At 59.2% G+C, this 16,774-nt stretch carries 14 protein-coding genes and 4 pseudogenes; 11 read left to right on the forward strand and 7 right to left on the reverse strand.

The window, feature by feature from the left end; all coding sequences use genetic code 11:
- Positions 1-149: 149 nt before the first annotated feature.
- The 4 genes from ACNJX9_RS09380 to ACNJX9_RS09395 all read right to left on the reverse strand — a co-directional run bounded on the left by ACNJX9_RS09380 (position 150) and on the right by ACNJX9_RS09395 (position 3,527).
- Entirely contained in the window at positions 150-1,043 is an 894-nt protein-coding gene (locus tag ACNJX9_RS09380) for a 3'-5' exonuclease (RefSeq protein WP_439408548.1), read from the reverse strand.
- A gap of 235 nt (positions 1,044-1,278) precedes the next feature.
- Positions 1,279-1,941: an SOS response-associated peptidase gene (locus ACNJX9_RS09385; RefSeq protein WP_439410032.1), complete on the reverse strand. Its 663-nt coding sequence runs from the start codon at positions 1,939-1,941 to the stop codon at positions 1,279-1,281.
- A 261-nt stretch (positions 1,942-2,202) separates the two neighbouring features.
- Positions 2,203-3,234, reverse strand: coding sequence for an IS110 family transposase (locus ACNJX9_RS09390; RefSeq protein WP_439408549.1), 1,032 nt, complete (start codon positions 3,232-3,234; stop codon positions 2,203-2,205).
- Between the two features lie 86 nt (positions 3,235-3,320).
- A complete protein-coding gene (locus ACNJX9_RS09395) occupies positions 3,321-3,527 on the reverse strand; it encodes a hypothetical protein (RefSeq protein WP_439408550.1) in 207 nt (68 codons plus the stop codon).
- A 113-nt stretch (positions 3,528-3,640) separates the two neighbouring features.
- On the opposite strand from ACNJX9_RS09395, the gene ACNJX9_RS09400 reads away from it, so the two are divergent.
- From ACNJX9_RS09400 to ACNJX9_RS09420, 5 genes are all read left to right on the forward strand, one after another.
- Positions 3,641-4,135 carry a hypothetical protein gene (locus ACNJX9_RS09400; RefSeq protein WP_439408551.1) on the forward strand — a complete coding sequence of 165 codons (495 nt, stop codon included), beginning with the start codon at positions 3,641-3,643 and terminating at the stop codon, positions 4,133-4,135.
- 42 nt (positions 4,136-4,177) lie between these two features.
- On the forward strand, positions 4,178-4,489 hold the full coding sequence (locus ACNJX9_RS09405) for a thermonuclease family protein (RefSeq protein WP_439410267.1): 312 nt from the start codon (positions 4,178-4,180) through the stop codon (positions 4,487-4,489).
- Positions 4,384-4,677, forward strand: a complete 294-nt coding sequence (locus ACNJX9_RS09410; RefSeq protein WP_439410033.1) for a thermonuclease family protein — start codon at positions 4,384-4,386, stop codon at positions 4,675-4,677. Before ACNJX9_RS09405 ends, ACNJX9_RS09410 begins: the two co-directional genes overlap by 106 nt.
- A gap of 132 nt (positions 4,678-4,809) precedes the next feature.
- Positions 4,810-4,992 carry a hypothetical protein gene (locus tag ACNJX9_RS09415; protein WP_439408552.1) on the forward strand — a complete coding sequence of 61 codons (183 nt, stop codon included), beginning with the start codon at positions 4,810-4,812 and terminating at the stop codon, positions 4,990-4,992.
- Between the two features lie 550 nt (positions 4,993-5,542).
- Positions 5,543-7,012: an amidohydrolase family protein gene (locus ACNJX9_RS09420; RefSeq protein WP_439408553.1), complete on the forward strand. Its 1,470-nt coding sequence runs from the start codon at positions 5,543-5,545 to the stop codon at positions 7,010-7,012.
- A 130-nt stretch (positions 7,013-7,142) separates the two neighbouring features.
- On the opposite strand, the pseudogene ACNJX9_RS09425 reads toward ACNJX9_RS09420, so the two are convergent.
- Positions 7,143-8,699: pseudogene (locus tag ACNJX9_RS09425) on the reverse strand (ISL3 family transposase).
- 141 nt (positions 8,700-8,840) lie between these two features.
- Here ACNJX9_RS09425 and ACNJX9_RS09430 point away from each other — a divergent pair.
- From ACNJX9_RS09430 to ACNJX9_RS09450, 5 genes and pseudogenes are all read left to right on the forward strand, one after another.
- A pseudogene (locus ACNJX9_RS09430) lies at positions 8,841-9,089 on the forward strand (IS110 family transposase); the annotation flags it as partial.
- A gap of 490 nt (positions 9,090-9,579) precedes the next feature.
- A complete protein-coding gene (gene ltrA / locus ACNJX9_RS09435) occupies positions 9,580-10,896 on the forward strand; it encodes a group II intron reverse transcriptase/maturase (RefSeq protein WP_439410034.1) in 1,317 nt (438 codons plus the stop codon).
- Positions 10,897-11,478: 582 nt separating this feature from the next.
- A complete protein-coding gene (gene ltrA, locus ACNJX9_RS09440) occupies positions 11,479-12,804 on the forward strand; it encodes a group II intron reverse transcriptase/maturase (RefSeq protein WP_271597919.1) in 1,326 nt (441 codons plus the stop codon).
- A 117-nt stretch (positions 12,805-12,921) separates the two neighbouring features.
- A pseudogene (locus tag ACNJX9_RS09445) lies at positions 12,922-13,728 on the forward strand (IS110 family transposase); the annotation flags it as partial.
- Positions 13,729-14,024: 296 nt separating this feature from the next.
- Positions 14,025-14,504 (forward strand): annotated as a pseudogene (locus tag ACNJX9_RS09450) (transposase); the annotation flags it as partial.
- Positions 14,505-14,740: 236 nt separating this feature from the next.
- On the opposite strand, the gene ACNJX9_RS09455 reads toward ACNJX9_RS09450, so the two are convergent.
- A complete protein-coding gene (locus ACNJX9_RS09455) occupies positions 14,741-15,229 on the reverse strand; it encodes a lipocalin-like domain-containing protein (protein WP_439408554.1) in 489 nt (162 codons plus the stop codon).
- A gap of 154 nt (positions 15,230-15,383) precedes the next feature.
- Positions 15,384-15,863: a lipocalin-like domain-containing protein gene (locus tag ACNJX9_RS09460; RefSeq protein ID WP_439408555.1), complete on the reverse strand. Its 480-nt coding sequence runs from the start codon at positions 15,861-15,863 to the stop codon at positions 15,384-15,386.
- 271 nt (positions 15,864-16,134) lie between these two features.
- Between ACNJX9_RS09460 and ACNJX9_RS09465 the strand changes: the two genes are divergently transcribed.
- On the forward strand, positions 16,135-16,626 hold the full coding sequence (locus ACNJX9_RS09465; protein ID WP_439408556.1) for a lipocalin-like domain-containing protein: 492 nt from the start codon (positions 16,135-16,137) through the stop codon (positions 16,624-16,626).
- Positions 16,627-16,774: the final 148 nt, after the last annotated feature.

Below are 16,774 nucleotides of genomic sequence, written 5' to 3' on the forward strand. Positions count from 1 at the left end.
CGACGATTGGTGAGCGTCTCTGACCGAAAAATCGCTCTCGGAAGAACAGGCACAACGCCGGGCGTTTGATCCGGCGTTGTGTTTGCAATCCTCTCAATACCCATTGCCGATCTCGCCGAGATCTCGGCATCGAGCAGCACCGCGCCCCACTAGACCCTGACGGAAAAGCGATTGAATGCAGTCAGGCTCTGAATGCGCGGTTCAAGCTCCCGTTGATAGATCGTCTTTTGCAAGTACTCGATTTCTGCGTTTTGATCGCCGTCATCGACATCGATGTACCAGGACTTTGGCCGTCCATCATTGCCGTCACTCCAGCGATATCCGCGCCGCTTGAGTTCATCCTTCAGCTCGAACGGTGAATGTTCAGCCCAGACCCTGATGGTCTTGCGCCGCGCGCGTTCCAGTAGCACGGAAAGAACAGTCCGATTGTGATGGGGGAGCTGCAAGGCCAGGATCTCGAGGAGCGCGAGGCAGTCATCGACGGCGCGATGAGCCTCATGAAACAGGCCCGCCTTCATCAGCAGATAGGGCAGTCGTGAGCCTTCGAAACCATGACTGCGCCATTCAATCTCACTGACCGAACACGCCCACGCTTGATCCTCAAACGACGGACAGTAGCGCTCCATGAACTTGCGATCGAAAGCGGCATTGTGGGCAATGACGACAACAGCATCTGCCGCGAAGGCGGCAACGCGATCCGGGTCAAGGCTGTGACCATCGACCATCTCGTCAGTGATCCCCGTGAGAGCCGTAACTTCAGCGGGGATAGGCACGGATGGCTGGTTGAAGCAGCTGAAGGTATCGAGAACTCGGGTGATCCCGCCGTCCGGCAGGTAGGCGAACTTAACCATTCCGAGCTCGATAATCTCATCGCGGGCCGGATTCAGGCCGGTTGTTTCGACATCCAGCAGGAGAGCAGTCTTGACTGCTTCACCGTTGTCTGTAGCGAATTCTGATCGCGGAACGAGCCGGCGCAAGACGCGATAATCCGTTGATTGCTCGAGCGCGGCCGCCATTTCGGCCAAGGTTAAGGGATCGGTCATACTCGTGGTCAGCAGATGAACCGCGCTCCGTGCGCATTTGGCTGCACTCTATCGGATGCGATCGGGCGAGGCATCTGAGCCTGTGGACAGCTCTTCGCTATAGTCAGCGTTCAGGGTAGGCTTGCCGCGCTGCGGCCGCGGTGACCTTCGCACAATTTCGCCAATCTTCTGGAGCGAGCGTCCAAATCGTCCGAAGGCGCTTTTTCGCCCGTTCCGCTGCCCTGTGCAAAACAGTCTACGCAGCGATCTTGTCTTCCTTGTCTTCGCCGCGCATGACGATCTTCAGCGCGTCATCGGGCAAAGGGCGCTGCAGCGCCTTCGCCTCATCCCAGGGAGCGCGCATCCAGACGTCACGCTCCTCCTCGGTGGTCAGGATCACAGGCATCGCCTTTGGATGGATCGGCTGGACGACCACATTCGGCGAGGTCGTTAGGAAGCCGTAGACGAGGTGAGGGCCGGGGATCGGCTTCGACTTGGTTCCGCGGTCGCCTTGGAACTCGGTCCAGATGCCGGCGAAACAGAACAGCGGCCGGCTTTCCTCGAGTGCGAACCAGACGACGTCCTTCTTCTTGGTCTCCGGATTTGGCTCAGGGGCGTATTCGGCAAAGCTGTTCGCCGGCACGAGGCAGCGGTTCTCCGGCTTTAGCCAGCCGCGCCAATGCGGCGAGGACGTATTGCGGATGTTGGTCACCGGCGGCCCGCCCGTCTTCGGTGGGGGCGGCATGCCCCAGCGCATCAGCACCATTTCTTCGGCGTCGCCGACATTGCGGATCACCGGTGCAGGATAGTCCGGAAACACACCGGGCATTGGCGCCAAATTGCCGACATAGCGGTTCATGCGCCTGAACAGACCGGCAATCGCTGCCTGGTTGGTCGTGATCGAATAGAGATTGCAGATGTGGACGGCCCCCACTTGTCAGGATTGTAGCAGACTTTTGGCCAGATCGCTTGCTATCAGATGTCCGGCCTGTTTGCGCGGACAAAGCCCGCTGGCCGAGATGGTGTTCGCTACGCGCGCTCCAAGCACATGGGCGACATTCTTGTTGCCAGTGTAATCTTCGGAAGCTCGCGCGTATCGACCGATCGGTCCTTCCATCTACTGTGTCCTGCAAGTTCGTGGGCAATCCGCCTAGCAACCTGCTCGCGGGCCGATTTCAGATCAAGTCGGCATGACGGCTACCGGCTGCTTGTACACGCCGCCCGATATCATCAAGCGCCAAGCGATGCGGGCAAACTTGTTGGCCAAGGCCACCGCGACCAACTTTGGCGGCTTTCGCTCCAGCAGCGAAGCGAGCCATGGTGTGGGCTTATGACGGCCCTTTCGAATATGCCTCAGCAGTGCGGTCGCACCGACGATCAACGTCGATCGCAGTATAGAATCTCCAGCCTTTGTAATGCCGCCAAGCCTTTGCCGGCCGCCTGTTGAATGATCCTTAGGTGTCAGCCCGAGCCACGCCGCAAAGTCGCGACCCGATCTGAAGGTCTCGGGTGGCGGCGCTTTCATGCTTAGCATGGACGACCCAATCGGACCGACGCCGGGAATCGTCGCGATCCGCCTGCTGACATCATCGTCGCGGTGCCACCTCATCAGCTTGGCTTCGATCTTTGCCAGGCGGGCTTCGACCGCGGCATATTCCTCTGCTTGGAGTCGGAAGAGATCCTTTGCCATTTCCGGCAAGCTGTCATCATCCTCGAGTACCCGTTTGATAAGTTGCGCGACATTCTGCCGACCGGCGGGGCCGACGATGCCAAATTCAGCCGCATAGCTCCTGAAAGCATTGGAAAGCTGCGACTTCACGCTGACGAGGCGTTCCCGCACAGTCATTAACATGCAGGCCGCTTGCCGTTCCCTCGATTTGATCGGTACAAACCGCATACTCGGCCGGGTGACCGCCTCGCACAGCGCTTCGGCATCGGCCGCGTCGTTCTTGCCGCGCTTCACGTAAGCCTTCACGTACTGAGGGGGGATCAGCTTCACCTCGTGACCGAACGACTGCAGCAGGCGCGCCCAATGATGCGAGCTGCCGCAGGACTCGATGGCGACGAGAACCGGTGGAAGCCGCTCGAAGTAGCGGATCATCTCGGCTCGCCGGAACTGGCGGCGGACCACCACCACCTCATTCTCATCAACACCATGAAGCTGGAAAACCGACTTGGAAGTGTCCATACCGATGCGAACAGGAAGATTCATCAGACTTTCCTCTCAAGCTGTGACGCTGACAGCGCCATAGAACCGTGGGGATGAGAGGCCGTCCACACCAGCACATTCAGCGCCGCCTATCCCGTGTGGGTCCGAAAGCGCCCCCGCGTGTAGGCGTGCGAGACGGCCTTCTTCAACTCTGAATTCTCGGACTCCAGGAAATTGTTCGCAACGATCAGCGCGCGAATAGCCCCGCGCATATCGCCACCGGAAACGGCGATCGCCTGCTCGACGGCAGCATCCAGCCCATCGTCCTGTTCGTTCGGCTTGGATGCCGAGGACATGGCACAGTTCCAGATTGACCGTCGATGGCATATGTTCTTATTTTGTTCCTATGGAGTCAAGCCGCCGTTTCAAGCCGCCCTGGACGTTGGTGCGGGAAAATTCCGAGTGCTACGTGGTCAGGGACGCCAACGGCGTGACCCTCGCGTGGCTCTATTGCCGAGATGACGCGCAGCGCTACAGCTTCGGCGTCGGCAAGCTTTCGTCGGATGAGGCGCGTCGGATCGGCAAGGCAATTGCGCGCATCCCCGAATTCCTGATGCCGCGCCAGGGTTTCTATCCGCGTGGCGGCGGCCCGCGCTGGCGTGCCGACCGGCCATATCACGTGGCCCTGGAAGATCGCTATATCCGCGAGCACTGGGATGAGATCTACGCGCTCTGCAAGCTCAACAGCCTGCCCTTCAACGCAACTGGTGAAGTCATAAAGAGCGACGGCGTTTGGAAGGTCTATGAGTTTACCTGGCAGATGGATGCGATCCTGTTCTGGAACCGTTTCGAGGGCAGATGGCTCCGTGGCACGGAGTTTCATTATCCCGAGCGGCCGGAGAACTTGCCGGTACTGAAGCCGCTTGAGAACTGGCCGAAATCCAATCCCCGCAATCTGCGGTAATCGCTGGTACACAACGCCATGAGCAAACGCCGAGCTCTTATCTTGATGCTCATGCTGTTATCCAGCGCGGCTCTGGCCGACAATTTTGTCGGTCAGGCCAGCGTCATTGACGGCGACACGCTGGAAATTCATGGAACGCGGATCCGCCTTTGGGGTGTGGATGCTCCAGAAAGCACACAGCTATGTCGCGGCGAGGACAGTTTGCAGTACCCTGTGGTTCGCAAGCGGCGAATGATCTCGACGCTTACATTGTCCGGCGCCCCGTCGACTGTGTCCCGCTCAACCTCGATCCATATGGCCGCACAGTGGCAACCTGTTCGGTCGCACGCAGGGATCTCGGGGAATGGCTTGTGAGCAACGGTCTTGCACTGGATTGGCCCCAATACTCCAAAGGTAGATATGGGGCCGTTCAGCGCGACGCCGAGCGTGCCGGTCGAGGGCTCTGGAAGGGGAGCTATGTCGAGCCGTGGCTCTATCGCGCCTGTATCCGCGCAAACGGAAACCCGTCGACCTGTTCGGACGATGCAAATGCCCATCCTTGAAGACTCCACTGCGAAGCTTCAATCCACAACGTCCCTGACCGATCACCACAGTTGCGCAGGTGGCTCTAGCGTGGTTTGGGCGACTCACGCTACCCATCATTCCCAATCACCTCACTGCACAATGGGAATGAAATGGTTGCAGCCAACCGTGAACTGCCCGCCTCTGGCTACGCGCTTGAAGTGGATGGCCGACTCAAAGCCGAATTTGCAACCAGAGACGGCGCCAGGGCAGGTGGAGAAGAACTAAAGAAGCGCTTTCCTATGCTTCAGATCCGGATCTATGACGCGCAGACGAATGTGCGCGAGGAAATTTAGATATCAAGTTTGGACGGATTCTTCCGCTTGCGCGCGTGCGGCTTCCGCCGCATCGGGCTCTCGTGAACCGAGCCGCTTTGCGTCTCGGCCGCCGTGCGGCTTCGATCCCTCGCGCAAAGGGATGCGGAGCTCCTCGCCGGGGGCACTCGGGAAAGGGGCTCGCCTGCGGCGATCGCTATCACTGCCCCGTTCCCGGGTGCCGCTGTTGAACCGGTCTCGTCGCTGCACTCGGACCCGCGTGCCCCTTCGGGTCGCTATGCTCACGCTCTCCGGGTGCCATTTTGCGTTGAGGCGATGCGCCTCCGGCGCACGCCTGTCGGGCCTGCGGCCCTAGGCACCTCGATGCCAAGTGCGTCAAGAGATGGGGCGGAAGGAAAACTCGCATCGGGATCAGCTTTGCCACCTTGCGAAGGTCTTGGCGGAGGTGCGCCATATGCCAGCCGCCGCGCTTTTTCTTCGGCACAAGTCTTGGTTGCTCTTGAGAGGGCGCGCCATCATAGGGTAGGTTTTCGGTCCTACGCGAGGTCTTCACCGGTGTTGAGGGGGCACAATGAGGCTTCATTCCCTGGCTTGTGCAGCGCTTTCGGTTTGGTGTTCGACGGGCGCCAGTGCGCTCGCCGCAGATTGGAGCATCGCCGGCGCAATGGTGACGCCAAGCGGCATCCTCGCGGATGGAACGCTGTCGATCTCTAGCGATGGCAAGATCGCGAGCGTCGGCCCTAGCGCGTCGGCGCAGCCAACAACGTCTCCGGTCAAGGTGTCGGGCATCATTCTGCCCGGCTTCATCGATCTCCATGACCATCTCACCTGGAATATCCAGCCACGATGGCTGCCCGGCCGGAAGTTTAACAACCGGTATGAATGGCAGGATTCAGCGGAATACGATCGCTTGCTGAACAACCCGCACTACGCGGCAATGCCAACCGTGGCCTGCGAAGCGGAGATCTATGCGGAGATCAAGGCGCTTGCCGGTGGGGCGACGTCGGTCCTTGGGGGATTGCTGAGCAGTGACAAGACCTCTGAAAACCATAAGTGCGTCGCGGGACTTGCCCGAAATCTGGATACGGATTCTGGCTTCTTGCAACAACAACCGGTCTTCGACGACAAATGCCCCACGGTAAGACCTGATACCGATCGCAAGATTCTTGATGTCGTCGATAATGAGGTCTTTCCGCTGGAATTGACGCACGAGAGGTTCGAGTATCTTCTGTGCGCGCTCGACCATAAGACCTTGCGGGGCATGGTGGTCCATCTTGCGGAGGGCGCAAACACCGATTCCGCCGCGCACCGCGAATACAGCATGCTCAGCAAGGAAGTGTTGCTCGCACCCGTCATCGGGAAGCCCAAGCCTATTCCTATCCCTCGGGACGGTCTTGCCCTCGTTCACGGTACGGCTCTGCGGGATGCCGATTTTCTCGGCATGAAGGACAGCAACGTCGGACTCATTTGGTCGCCACGCAGTAATGACGAACTCTATGGCTCGACCACCAACATTGCCGCCGCCAGGTTGGCAAAAGTCGACATCGCCATTGCGCCCGACTGGAGCCCGTCCGGCAGTGCGGGCATGCTGCAGGAAATGGGTTACGCGTTCAGGCACTACGGCATCGGCTCCGACGAGCTCGTAACCATGGCAACGTCGACGCCGGCGAAGCTTGTCAGAATATCCGATTACATCGGTGCGCTGGTGCCCGGGCAGTTCGCGGATTTTGTCGTTTTGAACGTCGCGATCGACGCCACCCAACCCAAGCCTCTTGACCCTGTCGTCAAGGCTACCCCGGCCCATGTGTCGCTTGTCGTAGTCGGCGGGCAAGCTGTCTACGGCGACAAGAACCTGCTGCAGCAATTGTTGCCGGCCGGCGCTGTGTCGAGCGAATTGAAGGTGTGCGGAGTAGATAAACTCGTGAATCTGTCCGGCACCGGCGCTGCCGCCCATGGATGGACACTCGATGACGTCAAGGCTCACCTTAAGCAGGCTCTCGAGACGCTCGGCACGTCACTCGCCGACATCGAATGCGATTGATCTGAAGTGATTAAGGCGCCGCGGGGCAGGTTGGGATCAAGGCCGGTGCCGTAGGTGTCAATCGGCGTTTGACTGGGACCCCCTATCGGCATCCAAAAGGGGCTCTGACGCAAGTTTGGTGCAGCGCCGACTATTCTGCGCCGATCAACCTGGCTTGAAGCAGATCGATTTTCCCTCGACCGTACATTTGACGTCGAACAAGCTTGAGGCGCGTAATCTGACCTTCGGTCTGTCCGTTCGACCATGGTGAAGTGATTGCCGCCCGTACCGCGGCTTCATCCTTCGCGACGCCACTGGCGAACGAGGCGACGAGGCTCGCGCGAGCGCGCTCAATCCATGGGATGAAGCCCGCCTCGGTCTTGCGCCGGATCATCAGGTGGAATTCGGCGATGATCTCGCGTGCCTCGACCAGAGTCGGCACGCCAGCTTCGATCGCCGCGATCGTGACGGTCTCCGCTTTCGTGAGCAGGTCCCGCCCGATGGTCATGAGGCGAGCGATTGTTTTGGCTGAGGGAATCCGCTGGAGGTTCTGTGCATCGGCCTTTTCGGCTCGTCGTCTGCGGGTCGTCCACTCGCTGACGACGCGGAGCGAGCCGCGGAAGCCACGCGCTGCTAGGCGGCGCCAGAGTTCAGCCCCGCTTCGACAGCCGGACACCCACTGATCATCGAGCCATGGCAAATGCAGATCCAACGAACTTTGCCGGGTCCGAAAGACATCGGTGCGTTCGTCGCGGATCACCTGCCGCACCAGCTTCCTGCTCTAGCCAGTCTGACGCACGATCTGCTTGATGGGTATGCCGCTCTTCGACAGCGCCAGGATGGCCGCATTGGTCTCTTCGCGGCGCAAGTAGCCATCATACTGGAGGCGCTCGGCTGCTGTCAGCAGTTGGGGATTGATCGTCGTCGCACCGATGACGATGCGAATCTGGCGCATCGATTTGCGGACGGCGTCAAGGAAGGCCCGACTGGCGTTCTCCATTAGATGCCAGCGGTCGGCGACCTGCACCGCGTGCGGCAAGGCTTTGGCCGCCGCTTCGCCATATCCGCCGCCACGATCGCGGGCGACGATTGCGATCGTGGGGTGCGCAGCGAGCCAGGCTCGGGCCGTCGCGGGCTCACGATCCGGCAGCAAGGTGACTACCCGGCGCCTTTCCAGGTTGCAGATAATGCTGGCGTATCGGTGATTGCGCCGCCAGGCCCAATCATCGATGCCGATAATCTTGAGCGGGTCAGCCGGCGGACGGTGACGGCGTCGAACCACGCGCAGAAGCGTGTCCTTGCTCACCGGCAACATCAGCCGTTTGGCGAAGCCTGCCGCCGGTCGACCGCCAAGCACCAGACCAAGGTGATGTATGATGGAGTCCAGCCTCGCCGTGCGTCGCGCTGATGGAGCCAATATCCCGTCGGAGAAACGCTCAGTGAAGATCTGGCGTCCACACAGGACGGCGTCGCAACGGAAGCGACGTGCGATCACCAGGAGCTTCACGACCCGCCCCGAAAGCGGCAGATCGGTCACACGGCGCTGGTAGCGGCTGTGGACACGTCGGGAAGCCGTTCCGCACGATGGACACCTGCCGACGCTTCCGGACGCCCGGACCCTTATGACGGCTTCATCACCCTCGTAGCACGCACTCTCAACAACAAACCCACGCGGCACCAGACTGGAGCGGTGGAGTGCTTGCTGCATGGCGCTGATTCTCCTCCAATCAAAGCGCCAGACATCCCTCGAACTGCATCAAAAGTGATGGTGTGGAACGGCCCTTCGAACCGGCATCAAAAGTGCCTAACGTGGTCGCGTAGAGAGTCGCCACAAAGGAAGGACCGTTCCATGGAGAAAATTATCACGGTGGGTTTGGATTTGGCCAAGTCAATCTTTCAAGTTCACGGCATCGCCGAAAGCGGGAAAGTCTTGGTTCGTCGCACATTGCGGCGATCGCAGGTTCTGCCCTTCTTTCGGAGCCTTCCAACTTGCTTGGTAGGTATGGAGGCCTGTGCGAGTGCCCATCACTGGGCACGCGAGATCGCGGCGCTGGGCCACGCTGTCCGCATGATGCCGCCAGCCTACGTGAAGCCTTACGGTGCGCCCCGACGGCGCGTATTGCCAGTGGAGGAAGGATCCACCCAGAGAGTTGTTGATTGATCTGGTAGCTGACGAGCGGTCTGGACGAGCAATCGGACGGATCGAAGCCTCGTGACAAAGGTCGCTTTGGGCGGCCGAGCAATCCAGCGGGCCGTAACGTGAGTGAAGCCTGAGCAAGCCTCGAAAGTTACGATGTGGACGCCGACCCGATCGTATGGCGGGGAAGGCCGCGCCGACAGGGAAGCAATCGACCCATGCACCTGTCTGGTCCACCGGGGTAATGGGCATGGCACGTTGGAAAGGTAATACGGGTAATCGGGGGAGACCCGCCTCGGTCGGAGGTCGCACCTTCGACATCGAGTAAGTCGATGGACCGGGCGGGAGTCGGACAGGGTCGTAAGACCGTTGATGCTGGGTAATGCCGGCGGAGGAAAGGACCCTGACTTGTGGTGTGCTTTTGAAGATGGTGAGGACAGGGTGATTGGCGATGAGCCTCACAACACCTGAAAAGATCAGGACCCTTCAGAGAAAGCTCTATTGCAAGGCGAAGGCGGAGCCTGACTTCCGCTTCTATTTGCTTTACGACAAGATCTGCCGAGAGGACATGCTGCGCCACGCCTACGAGCTGTCTCGCGCGAACGCGGGAGCTCCGGGCGTGGACGGCGTGACTTTCGAGCAGATTGAAGCGTCAGGTGTGGAAGCATGGTTGGCGGGACTGCGCGAAGATCTCGTTTCGAAGACGTACCGACCCGATCCGGTGCGGCGGGTGATGATCGCAAAGCCGGGGGGAGGCGAGCGTGCGCTCGGCATACCCACCGTTCGGTGTCGCGTGATTCAGGCTGCCGCCAAGCTCGTGTTGGAACCAATCTTCGAAGCGGACTTTGAGGACAGCGCGTATGGTTATCGCCCGCGACGCAGCGCGGTCGATGCCGTCAGGGAAGTGCACCGGCTTTTATGCCGGGGCTACACGGACGTTGTTGATGCTGACCTGTCGAAATACTTCGACACGATTCCGCATTCGGACCTCCTCAAATCGGTGGCCCGACGCATCGTCGACCGGAATGTGTTATGGCTGATCAAGCTGTGGCTGAAGACACCGGTTGAAGAGCGGGATAGCAAAGGAGACCGGCGCATGAGTGGCGGCAAGAGCAGCACGAGTGGCACCCCTCAGGGCGGTGTTCTCAGTCCGTTGCTCTCCGTGATCTACATGAACCGGTTCCTGAAGCACTGGCGTCTCAGCGGACGGTGCGAGGCATACCGCGCACACGTCGTCTCATATGCCGATGACTTTGTCATCCTCAGCCGCGGGCATGCGGAAGAGGCTTTGGCATGGACAGAGGTGGTGATGACGAAACTCGGGTTGACACTCAACGAGGAGAAAACCTCGGTGAAAGACGCCCGGCGCGAGAGCTTCGACTTCCTGGGCCACAGCCTCGGACCTCGTCGATTCCCGAACGGGGGGCGGTGGTATTTAGGAGCCGCGCCGTCCAAGAAAAGCGTGCAGCGGATCAAGAGGAAAATCAGCGACCTGCTGGTGCCGGGCAACATGGGCGCATGGCCGCAAGTTCGAGCAAGCCTCAATCGCCTCCTTGGTGGTTGGGCGGCTTACTTCAGCTATGGTTCACTTGCCTCGGCTCGCCAAGCCGTTGACCGACACGTCTATGACCGCGTGCTCGCGTTTCTACGCAGACGACACAAAGCGCCAGGACGAGGCGTCAGACAGTTCTCTCACGAGTTCCGTGGGGACACTGGCGTGCTTGTACTGAACCGCGTGCGTAGGGGGTCGCCGACGTGTGCCTTGTGAAGAAACCAGTCGGGAAGCCGGATGCGGGAAAACTGCACGTCCGGTTTGATGAGCGTTGCGCCTTGAAAGCGCGTTGAACTCTGCCGCTTGAGATGGCGGCCGCGGTAAAGCCTAGCGAGCAGCCGCGTACCGAGTCTTGCGTGGCGTCCGGTAACGGCCGCTGCGAAGCGTAGACAGGGAGGTGGTAGGCCGGAATGCAGTGAACGGGAAAATAGCCCCGAAATCGAACGTGATCGGAGTAGCCGACCCTGTCGCTCAAAGGGGAAGGCGGAATCTCAGGCCGCGCCAGAGCGAGTGGCCGGAGGTGCTCCCGGGGTTCGTACCGCCGGCATGCAACCAAGGGGATCAACGGGAACAAGGGAGATCCATTCGGTTCAAACGCAAGTTTGTAGGGCCCGACAAGCCGACAAGGTGAGGGAGGCCTGACGACCGAGTGGAAGTCATACTGACTGATAGTACTCGGAGGACGGGAGAGCCGGCCACATGGGGAAGCGGTCAGCGGTAGGTGAATTGTTCTTGGGCAACATGGGCTCCATGCAACGGGAGACACGGCCTTCTATGCAACGAGAAGATCAGCTGACCATGGAAACGAAACTTGAACAGATAGCAGCGAAAGCTCGATGTGAACCGAAACTCCGCTTCACGTCGCTGGCACATCACATCTCGCGCGACCGGGTATGGAGGAGTCTGTCACAGATTCCGAAGTCGTCGGCCGCAGGGGTGGACGGTCAGACGGTGGAGGCGGCGAAGAAGAGCTTCGATGTATGGATAGAGCCGATGCTCCAGTCCATTCACCGTGAAGGATATAGAGCGCCGGATATTCGGCGGGTCTATATCCCCAAGCCCGGCAAGACGGAAAAGCGGCCACTTGGCGTGCCAACTGTCGCCGACCGGGCGCTCCAGCGCAGCACGGCCGAAGTATTGTCTGCCATTTATGAGCGGGACTTTCTGCCCTGCTCATTCGGTGGCCGGCCAAAGCTCAGCGCTCATCATGCCTTGGCGACCCTCAATGAGGCCATCGCCGGCGGCAAGATGGGTTGGATGCTGGAGGCGGATCTGAAGAACTTCTTCGGGAGTCTCAATCATGATTGGGTTCTCCGATTTGTTGCGCATCGAGTCGGTGATCCACGCCTGATCAGTTTGATCCGGCGCTGGCTGAAAGCGGGTGTCTTGGAAGGTGGAAAGGTCCATCCGAACGAGGAAGGAACACCGCAAGGGGGATCGATCAGCGTACTTTTGAGCAACCTTTATCTGCATTATGTGCTCGACCTCTGGTTCGAACGCGTGGTGAAGAGCCGGTTGCGGGGCGAAGCCCGGCTGGTGCGCTATATCGATGACTTTGTGATCTGCTTCCAATATCGATCGGACGCCATCCGTGTTCAGGACGCCTTACGCCTTCGGTTGGGAAAGTTCGGCCTCACTCTTGAGCCGACCAAGACCAAATTGGTTGAGTTTGGCCGGTTCGCGCAGCGACACGCAGGCAAACGCAGCAGAAAACGCCCGGAGACCATCTACTTCTTGGGCCTGACGCTGTATTGCACGCGAAACCAGAAGGGTAACTTCAAGGTTGGGATGCGCACCGAGAAATCTCGCTTGCGGCGCAGCCTTTTGTCACTGCAGGAGCTCATGCGGCAAATACGACATCACGCGATCAGTGACCAGGTCGGCGAAATCAACGCCTTCCTGCGCGGCCACTATGCTTATTACGGGGTCGCCGGAAATCTTCGGTGTCTCGTAAAGGTGTACCGTGCCGTGCAGCGTTACTGGCATCGGATGTTGCGCAGCCGTAGCTGGGCGGGACGAGCCCTCAACTGGAGCATGTTCAACCAGATCAAAGAACGGACGCCGCTACTGAAACCAAAGCTGCGCCTCCCATATGCGGAGTTGCAGGCTCTTGCAGTGCTGTGAATCAACTGTCGAAGAGCGTAGTGCGGTAAATCCGCACGCTACGTTCTGTGGGAGCCGGAGGCGGGCAACTGCCTCCGGCGACCCGGTGGGAGAGGAAACGGAGCACAGGTAACTGAGCCGCCGCGCCTCTCCTCGACTCCACTCAAACGAAACAAGACCGACGTGGCGGATGCTGAAGCCATTTGTGAGGCGGTCACCCGCCCGACAATGCGATTCGTACCGGTGAAGACTGCCGAACAACAAGCAGCCAGCATGATTTTGCGAACGCGAGAGATGCTGATGAGGCAGCGCAGCCAGACTGCAAATGCCCTGCGTGCTCATATGGCCGAATTGGGCATTATCGCCGGCACAGGCATGGCAAGCATCGCAAAACTCCTGGTGCTTCTCCGGGACGAAAAAGACAATAAGATCCCCGGCGCCGCCCGCTTTGCCCTGATCCAGTTCGCTGAACAGATTGAGCTTCTTACAACCCGCATAGAGAAGCTCGACAGAGAGATTTTGGTTGCCGTCAGAAAGGACCCCGATGCCAGGCGCCTGATGAGCATTCCGGGCGTCGGTCCTCTCATCGCCGCTACCGTTCGGACATCGGTCTCGGATGCTCGCGGTTTTGCGACTGCACGAGATTTTGCGGCTTGGACGGGGTTAACACCGAGGGCACGGTCGAGCGGCGGGAAAGAAAAGCTCGGGGCGATATCAAAGCGTGGAAATCGGCAACTACGGACGCTCTTGATCGTTGGTGCGACCTCGATCATCAAGCTGGCTAAACGAGGCTTGAAAGTCCCGCTCTGGATTCGGACCATGCTGCAAAGACGGCCGGTCAAGGTCGTCTCGGTGGCGCTCGCCAATAAGATCGCGCGCACCATCTGGGCCTTGCTGGTCAGAGGCGGCATCTATCGGGCGCCGGCTGCAATGCTGAAAACCTAATCTTAAGAGCTCTCCGGCGGAAGAAGAAAGCTGCCGAGGAGGCAAGGTGCAATCTGGATGAACCCCGAATGACCACATTCCCGGTAGCGATCAGACCGCCTGACTCACTGCGCTTCGAGCGCGAGAAATTGATTGGGCGATTGCTTCCGCGGATATCATCGTGGCCAGCGGCCAGGCGCCGCGTTTACAGGCCGAACATATGACCGCACCGTCATCCCTTGTTCAACCAGAGAAATCTCTTGCAGCCCGGGCCGTTCCACATATGAGTCAGAGCCCTTATTCCATGCCGAAGCACACCGCACGTTACAGTCTTCGACAAGTCGGCACGCACAGACGGTATCTTCTCGCGCGACGACTTCACCTATGACCATGCTGCCGACATCTATCGTTGCCCTGGCGGCAAAGTTCTTACCACGACCGGAACGTTGGTGAATGACGGTGCCACCATGCTCTACCTCGCCAGCAAGCGCGATTGTGATCGATGCGCATTGAAGGCTCAGTGTTGCCCCAAGCAGGCATCACGGAGGGTGCCGCGCTCGATCTACGAAGGCGCTCGCGACATGGCGCGCCAGATCGCGAGATCGTGGGAGGGAGGCACCTCGCGCCGCAAGAAAATCGAAATGTTGTTCGCGCACCTCAAGCGCATTCTCAAGCTCGACCGTTTGCGTCTACGAGGCCCCAACGGCGCCCGCGACGAGTTCATCCTCGCAGCGACCGCCCAGAACCTTCGAAAGATGGCCAAGCTGATCCCGATGCCAACCCCGCGGCTCGCATAGGGGCGCTAGAGGCAGTTCGGCCACGTCGCGACGGAGCCACTACAATGAAATACTGCCGGCCTTTTTCAACGGAATCGGTCAAAATGCGAAGAACTCAGCTTGAGCAAATCTGGTCAGCTCTGGAGCGATGAGCGGACCTCCGACAGACGCGGCGCAACTTCGCAGATGGGCCAGCAAGAGACCCATGCAATGCAATCGGGCGCCGCCCGGCTCGCGAAGGTAGGTTTTTCAAACTTCTATTTCGTTTTTTCGAACACAAGCAGGCTTCTCTGCATCCCCCTGTCTGCCCAATTGGGCATGATTCGCCACGTCGAGGTGACCTGAAGGCGATCACCGTCTAATTTGAAGAAGCGTGTTTGCTCAGTGCCCACCCATTCAGGATTCCAGGCAACATCGACCTTCGTAATCCATTTGTCACCGTCGATACGATAGATGCCGGTGTAGGCAGCCATGCTGTTTAGCAAATCGGCGCGATCTTCGACCGTTTGTGGTGCCTTGCGCCCCTCTCCGGTCAGGACAAACATGACCCGGCCCTCAGCCGTGAAGATCGCGTATCCCGTAGGAGAATGTCCGAAGACAGGTTCTTTCTGCCCGGTGGCTTGAATTTCAATCTCTTGAGAAACCAGTTTCCAGATGCCGATCACCTTTTCACGGTCGTCGGCGAAGCTCGGATACCCTGGAATGAGGCACCCGGCGAAGGCAACAAGGCATTTCAACTTCGACATAGGAAGTCCCCTCCAATGCTCTGCCCTTCTTGACACTCAGTAGCCTGATATTAGCGCAGAAATTGAGAAGCTGGAATGTCCGTCGGTTTTTCCGCCGACATATCTGCGGCCGTGGATGCGACAGCGATGGGCCAGCGGAAGCGGCCTTCGATGGTCACTTTGGTCGCTTCCAAGTCACATCGACACTTTCGCCGCTCGGAGGGCGAATGGTCAGTGTGAGTTGATCCCCGGTGATCGTAACGAAGCGCTTCTGATCTGAGCCGTTCCAATTGGGAAAGGAGCTACCTTCAACATGGATTGCGATGCTGCGGTCTGCCTCGTTCACCGTATACGTCCCGAAGTAAGTCTGGGTCCCATTAGCTGTTGCTTCGTTTTCTTCGGGAGTACCCTGCCACAGCGCATTGCTTTTGTATTTGGCGCGGTCTGAGCGCATGACCGTGATGATGTACCGCCCGCCGGCGTCGAACATGGCCATCCCCGCCGGGTTCTCACCGAACTGCCGTAAGGTGGTGCCGTCGTTTTTCTTCTGCTCCCAGGAAACCACGATCCATGTTCCGACGAGGCCTTCCTTCATCGATGGCTGCTGACCAGAGGCACTATTCGCATGCAATGACAGCCCGACAGCCGCGACCATGCACGTTCCAAAAACTCTACGGCGCTTTCTCATTTCTCCTCCCGCCTTGTTGAGCCGGCAGATTACAGGAAAGACTAGGCTCATGAGTGGCTGATTTCCGCTTAGGAGCAAAATTGTCGATCCAAACCGCCGGGTGAGCATTCCGCCGGGCAGCGATGGGCCAGCACCGACAGGCCGGTGACGAGCCTGCCTCCGAGGCTCGTAAGTTTTGACCGCCCAGGCTATCCTGATCATTGTCGGAGCCCGACTTGCCATTCATGGGAGAACTGCAATGGCGCGTCTCGTTGCCTTATTCGTTGCTCTCTGTTGCTATTTTCCGTCTGGACCCGCGTTTGCAGACGACGCATCGAAGCTGCTGGTCGGAAGTTGGCAGCTGACCTCATGGACCATTCAAATTGTCGGTGGCGACGCAACCGAGCCATTCGGTCCCAACCCGAAAGGTAGGGCAGCTTTCACGCCAGACGGGTATGCGGCCTTCATTATTGTCGGAGCGAACCGCAAGCCTGCAACAAACAACGACGAGGCAGCGGCACTGCTCAAGTCATTGCTTGTCTACACCGGCAAATTCACCATCGACGGAGACAAGTTCACGACCAAGGTCGACATATCGGGCAACGAACTCCTCACCGGGCTGGATCAGGTAAGGTTTTTCAAGTTGGACGGGGACCGGTTGAGCCTCCGGACGCCTGAACAAGTCAGCTCCGTTGGCATCTATCAGGGTAAGAAAGTCGTCGGCACTCTGACCTGGGAACGCGAACGCTGACAGCGGTGGAGCGTTTAGCGCAATCCTTGCCCATTCAAGTAGCCACCAACACGCAATGTCGCCTTTTGGGTCAATCGCGACGGTTTAGCCCGGTTTAAGTTAGGTCCGGTCCACCCCTGACAGCTGACCTATCCTCGGCCGTTGGATG

Source organism: Bradyrhizobium sp. BLXBL-03, assembly GCF_051853015.1.
Taxonomy (GTDB): domain Bacteria; phylum Pseudomonadota; class Alphaproteobacteria; order Rhizobiales; family Xanthobacteraceae; genus Bradyrhizobium; species Bradyrhizobium manausense.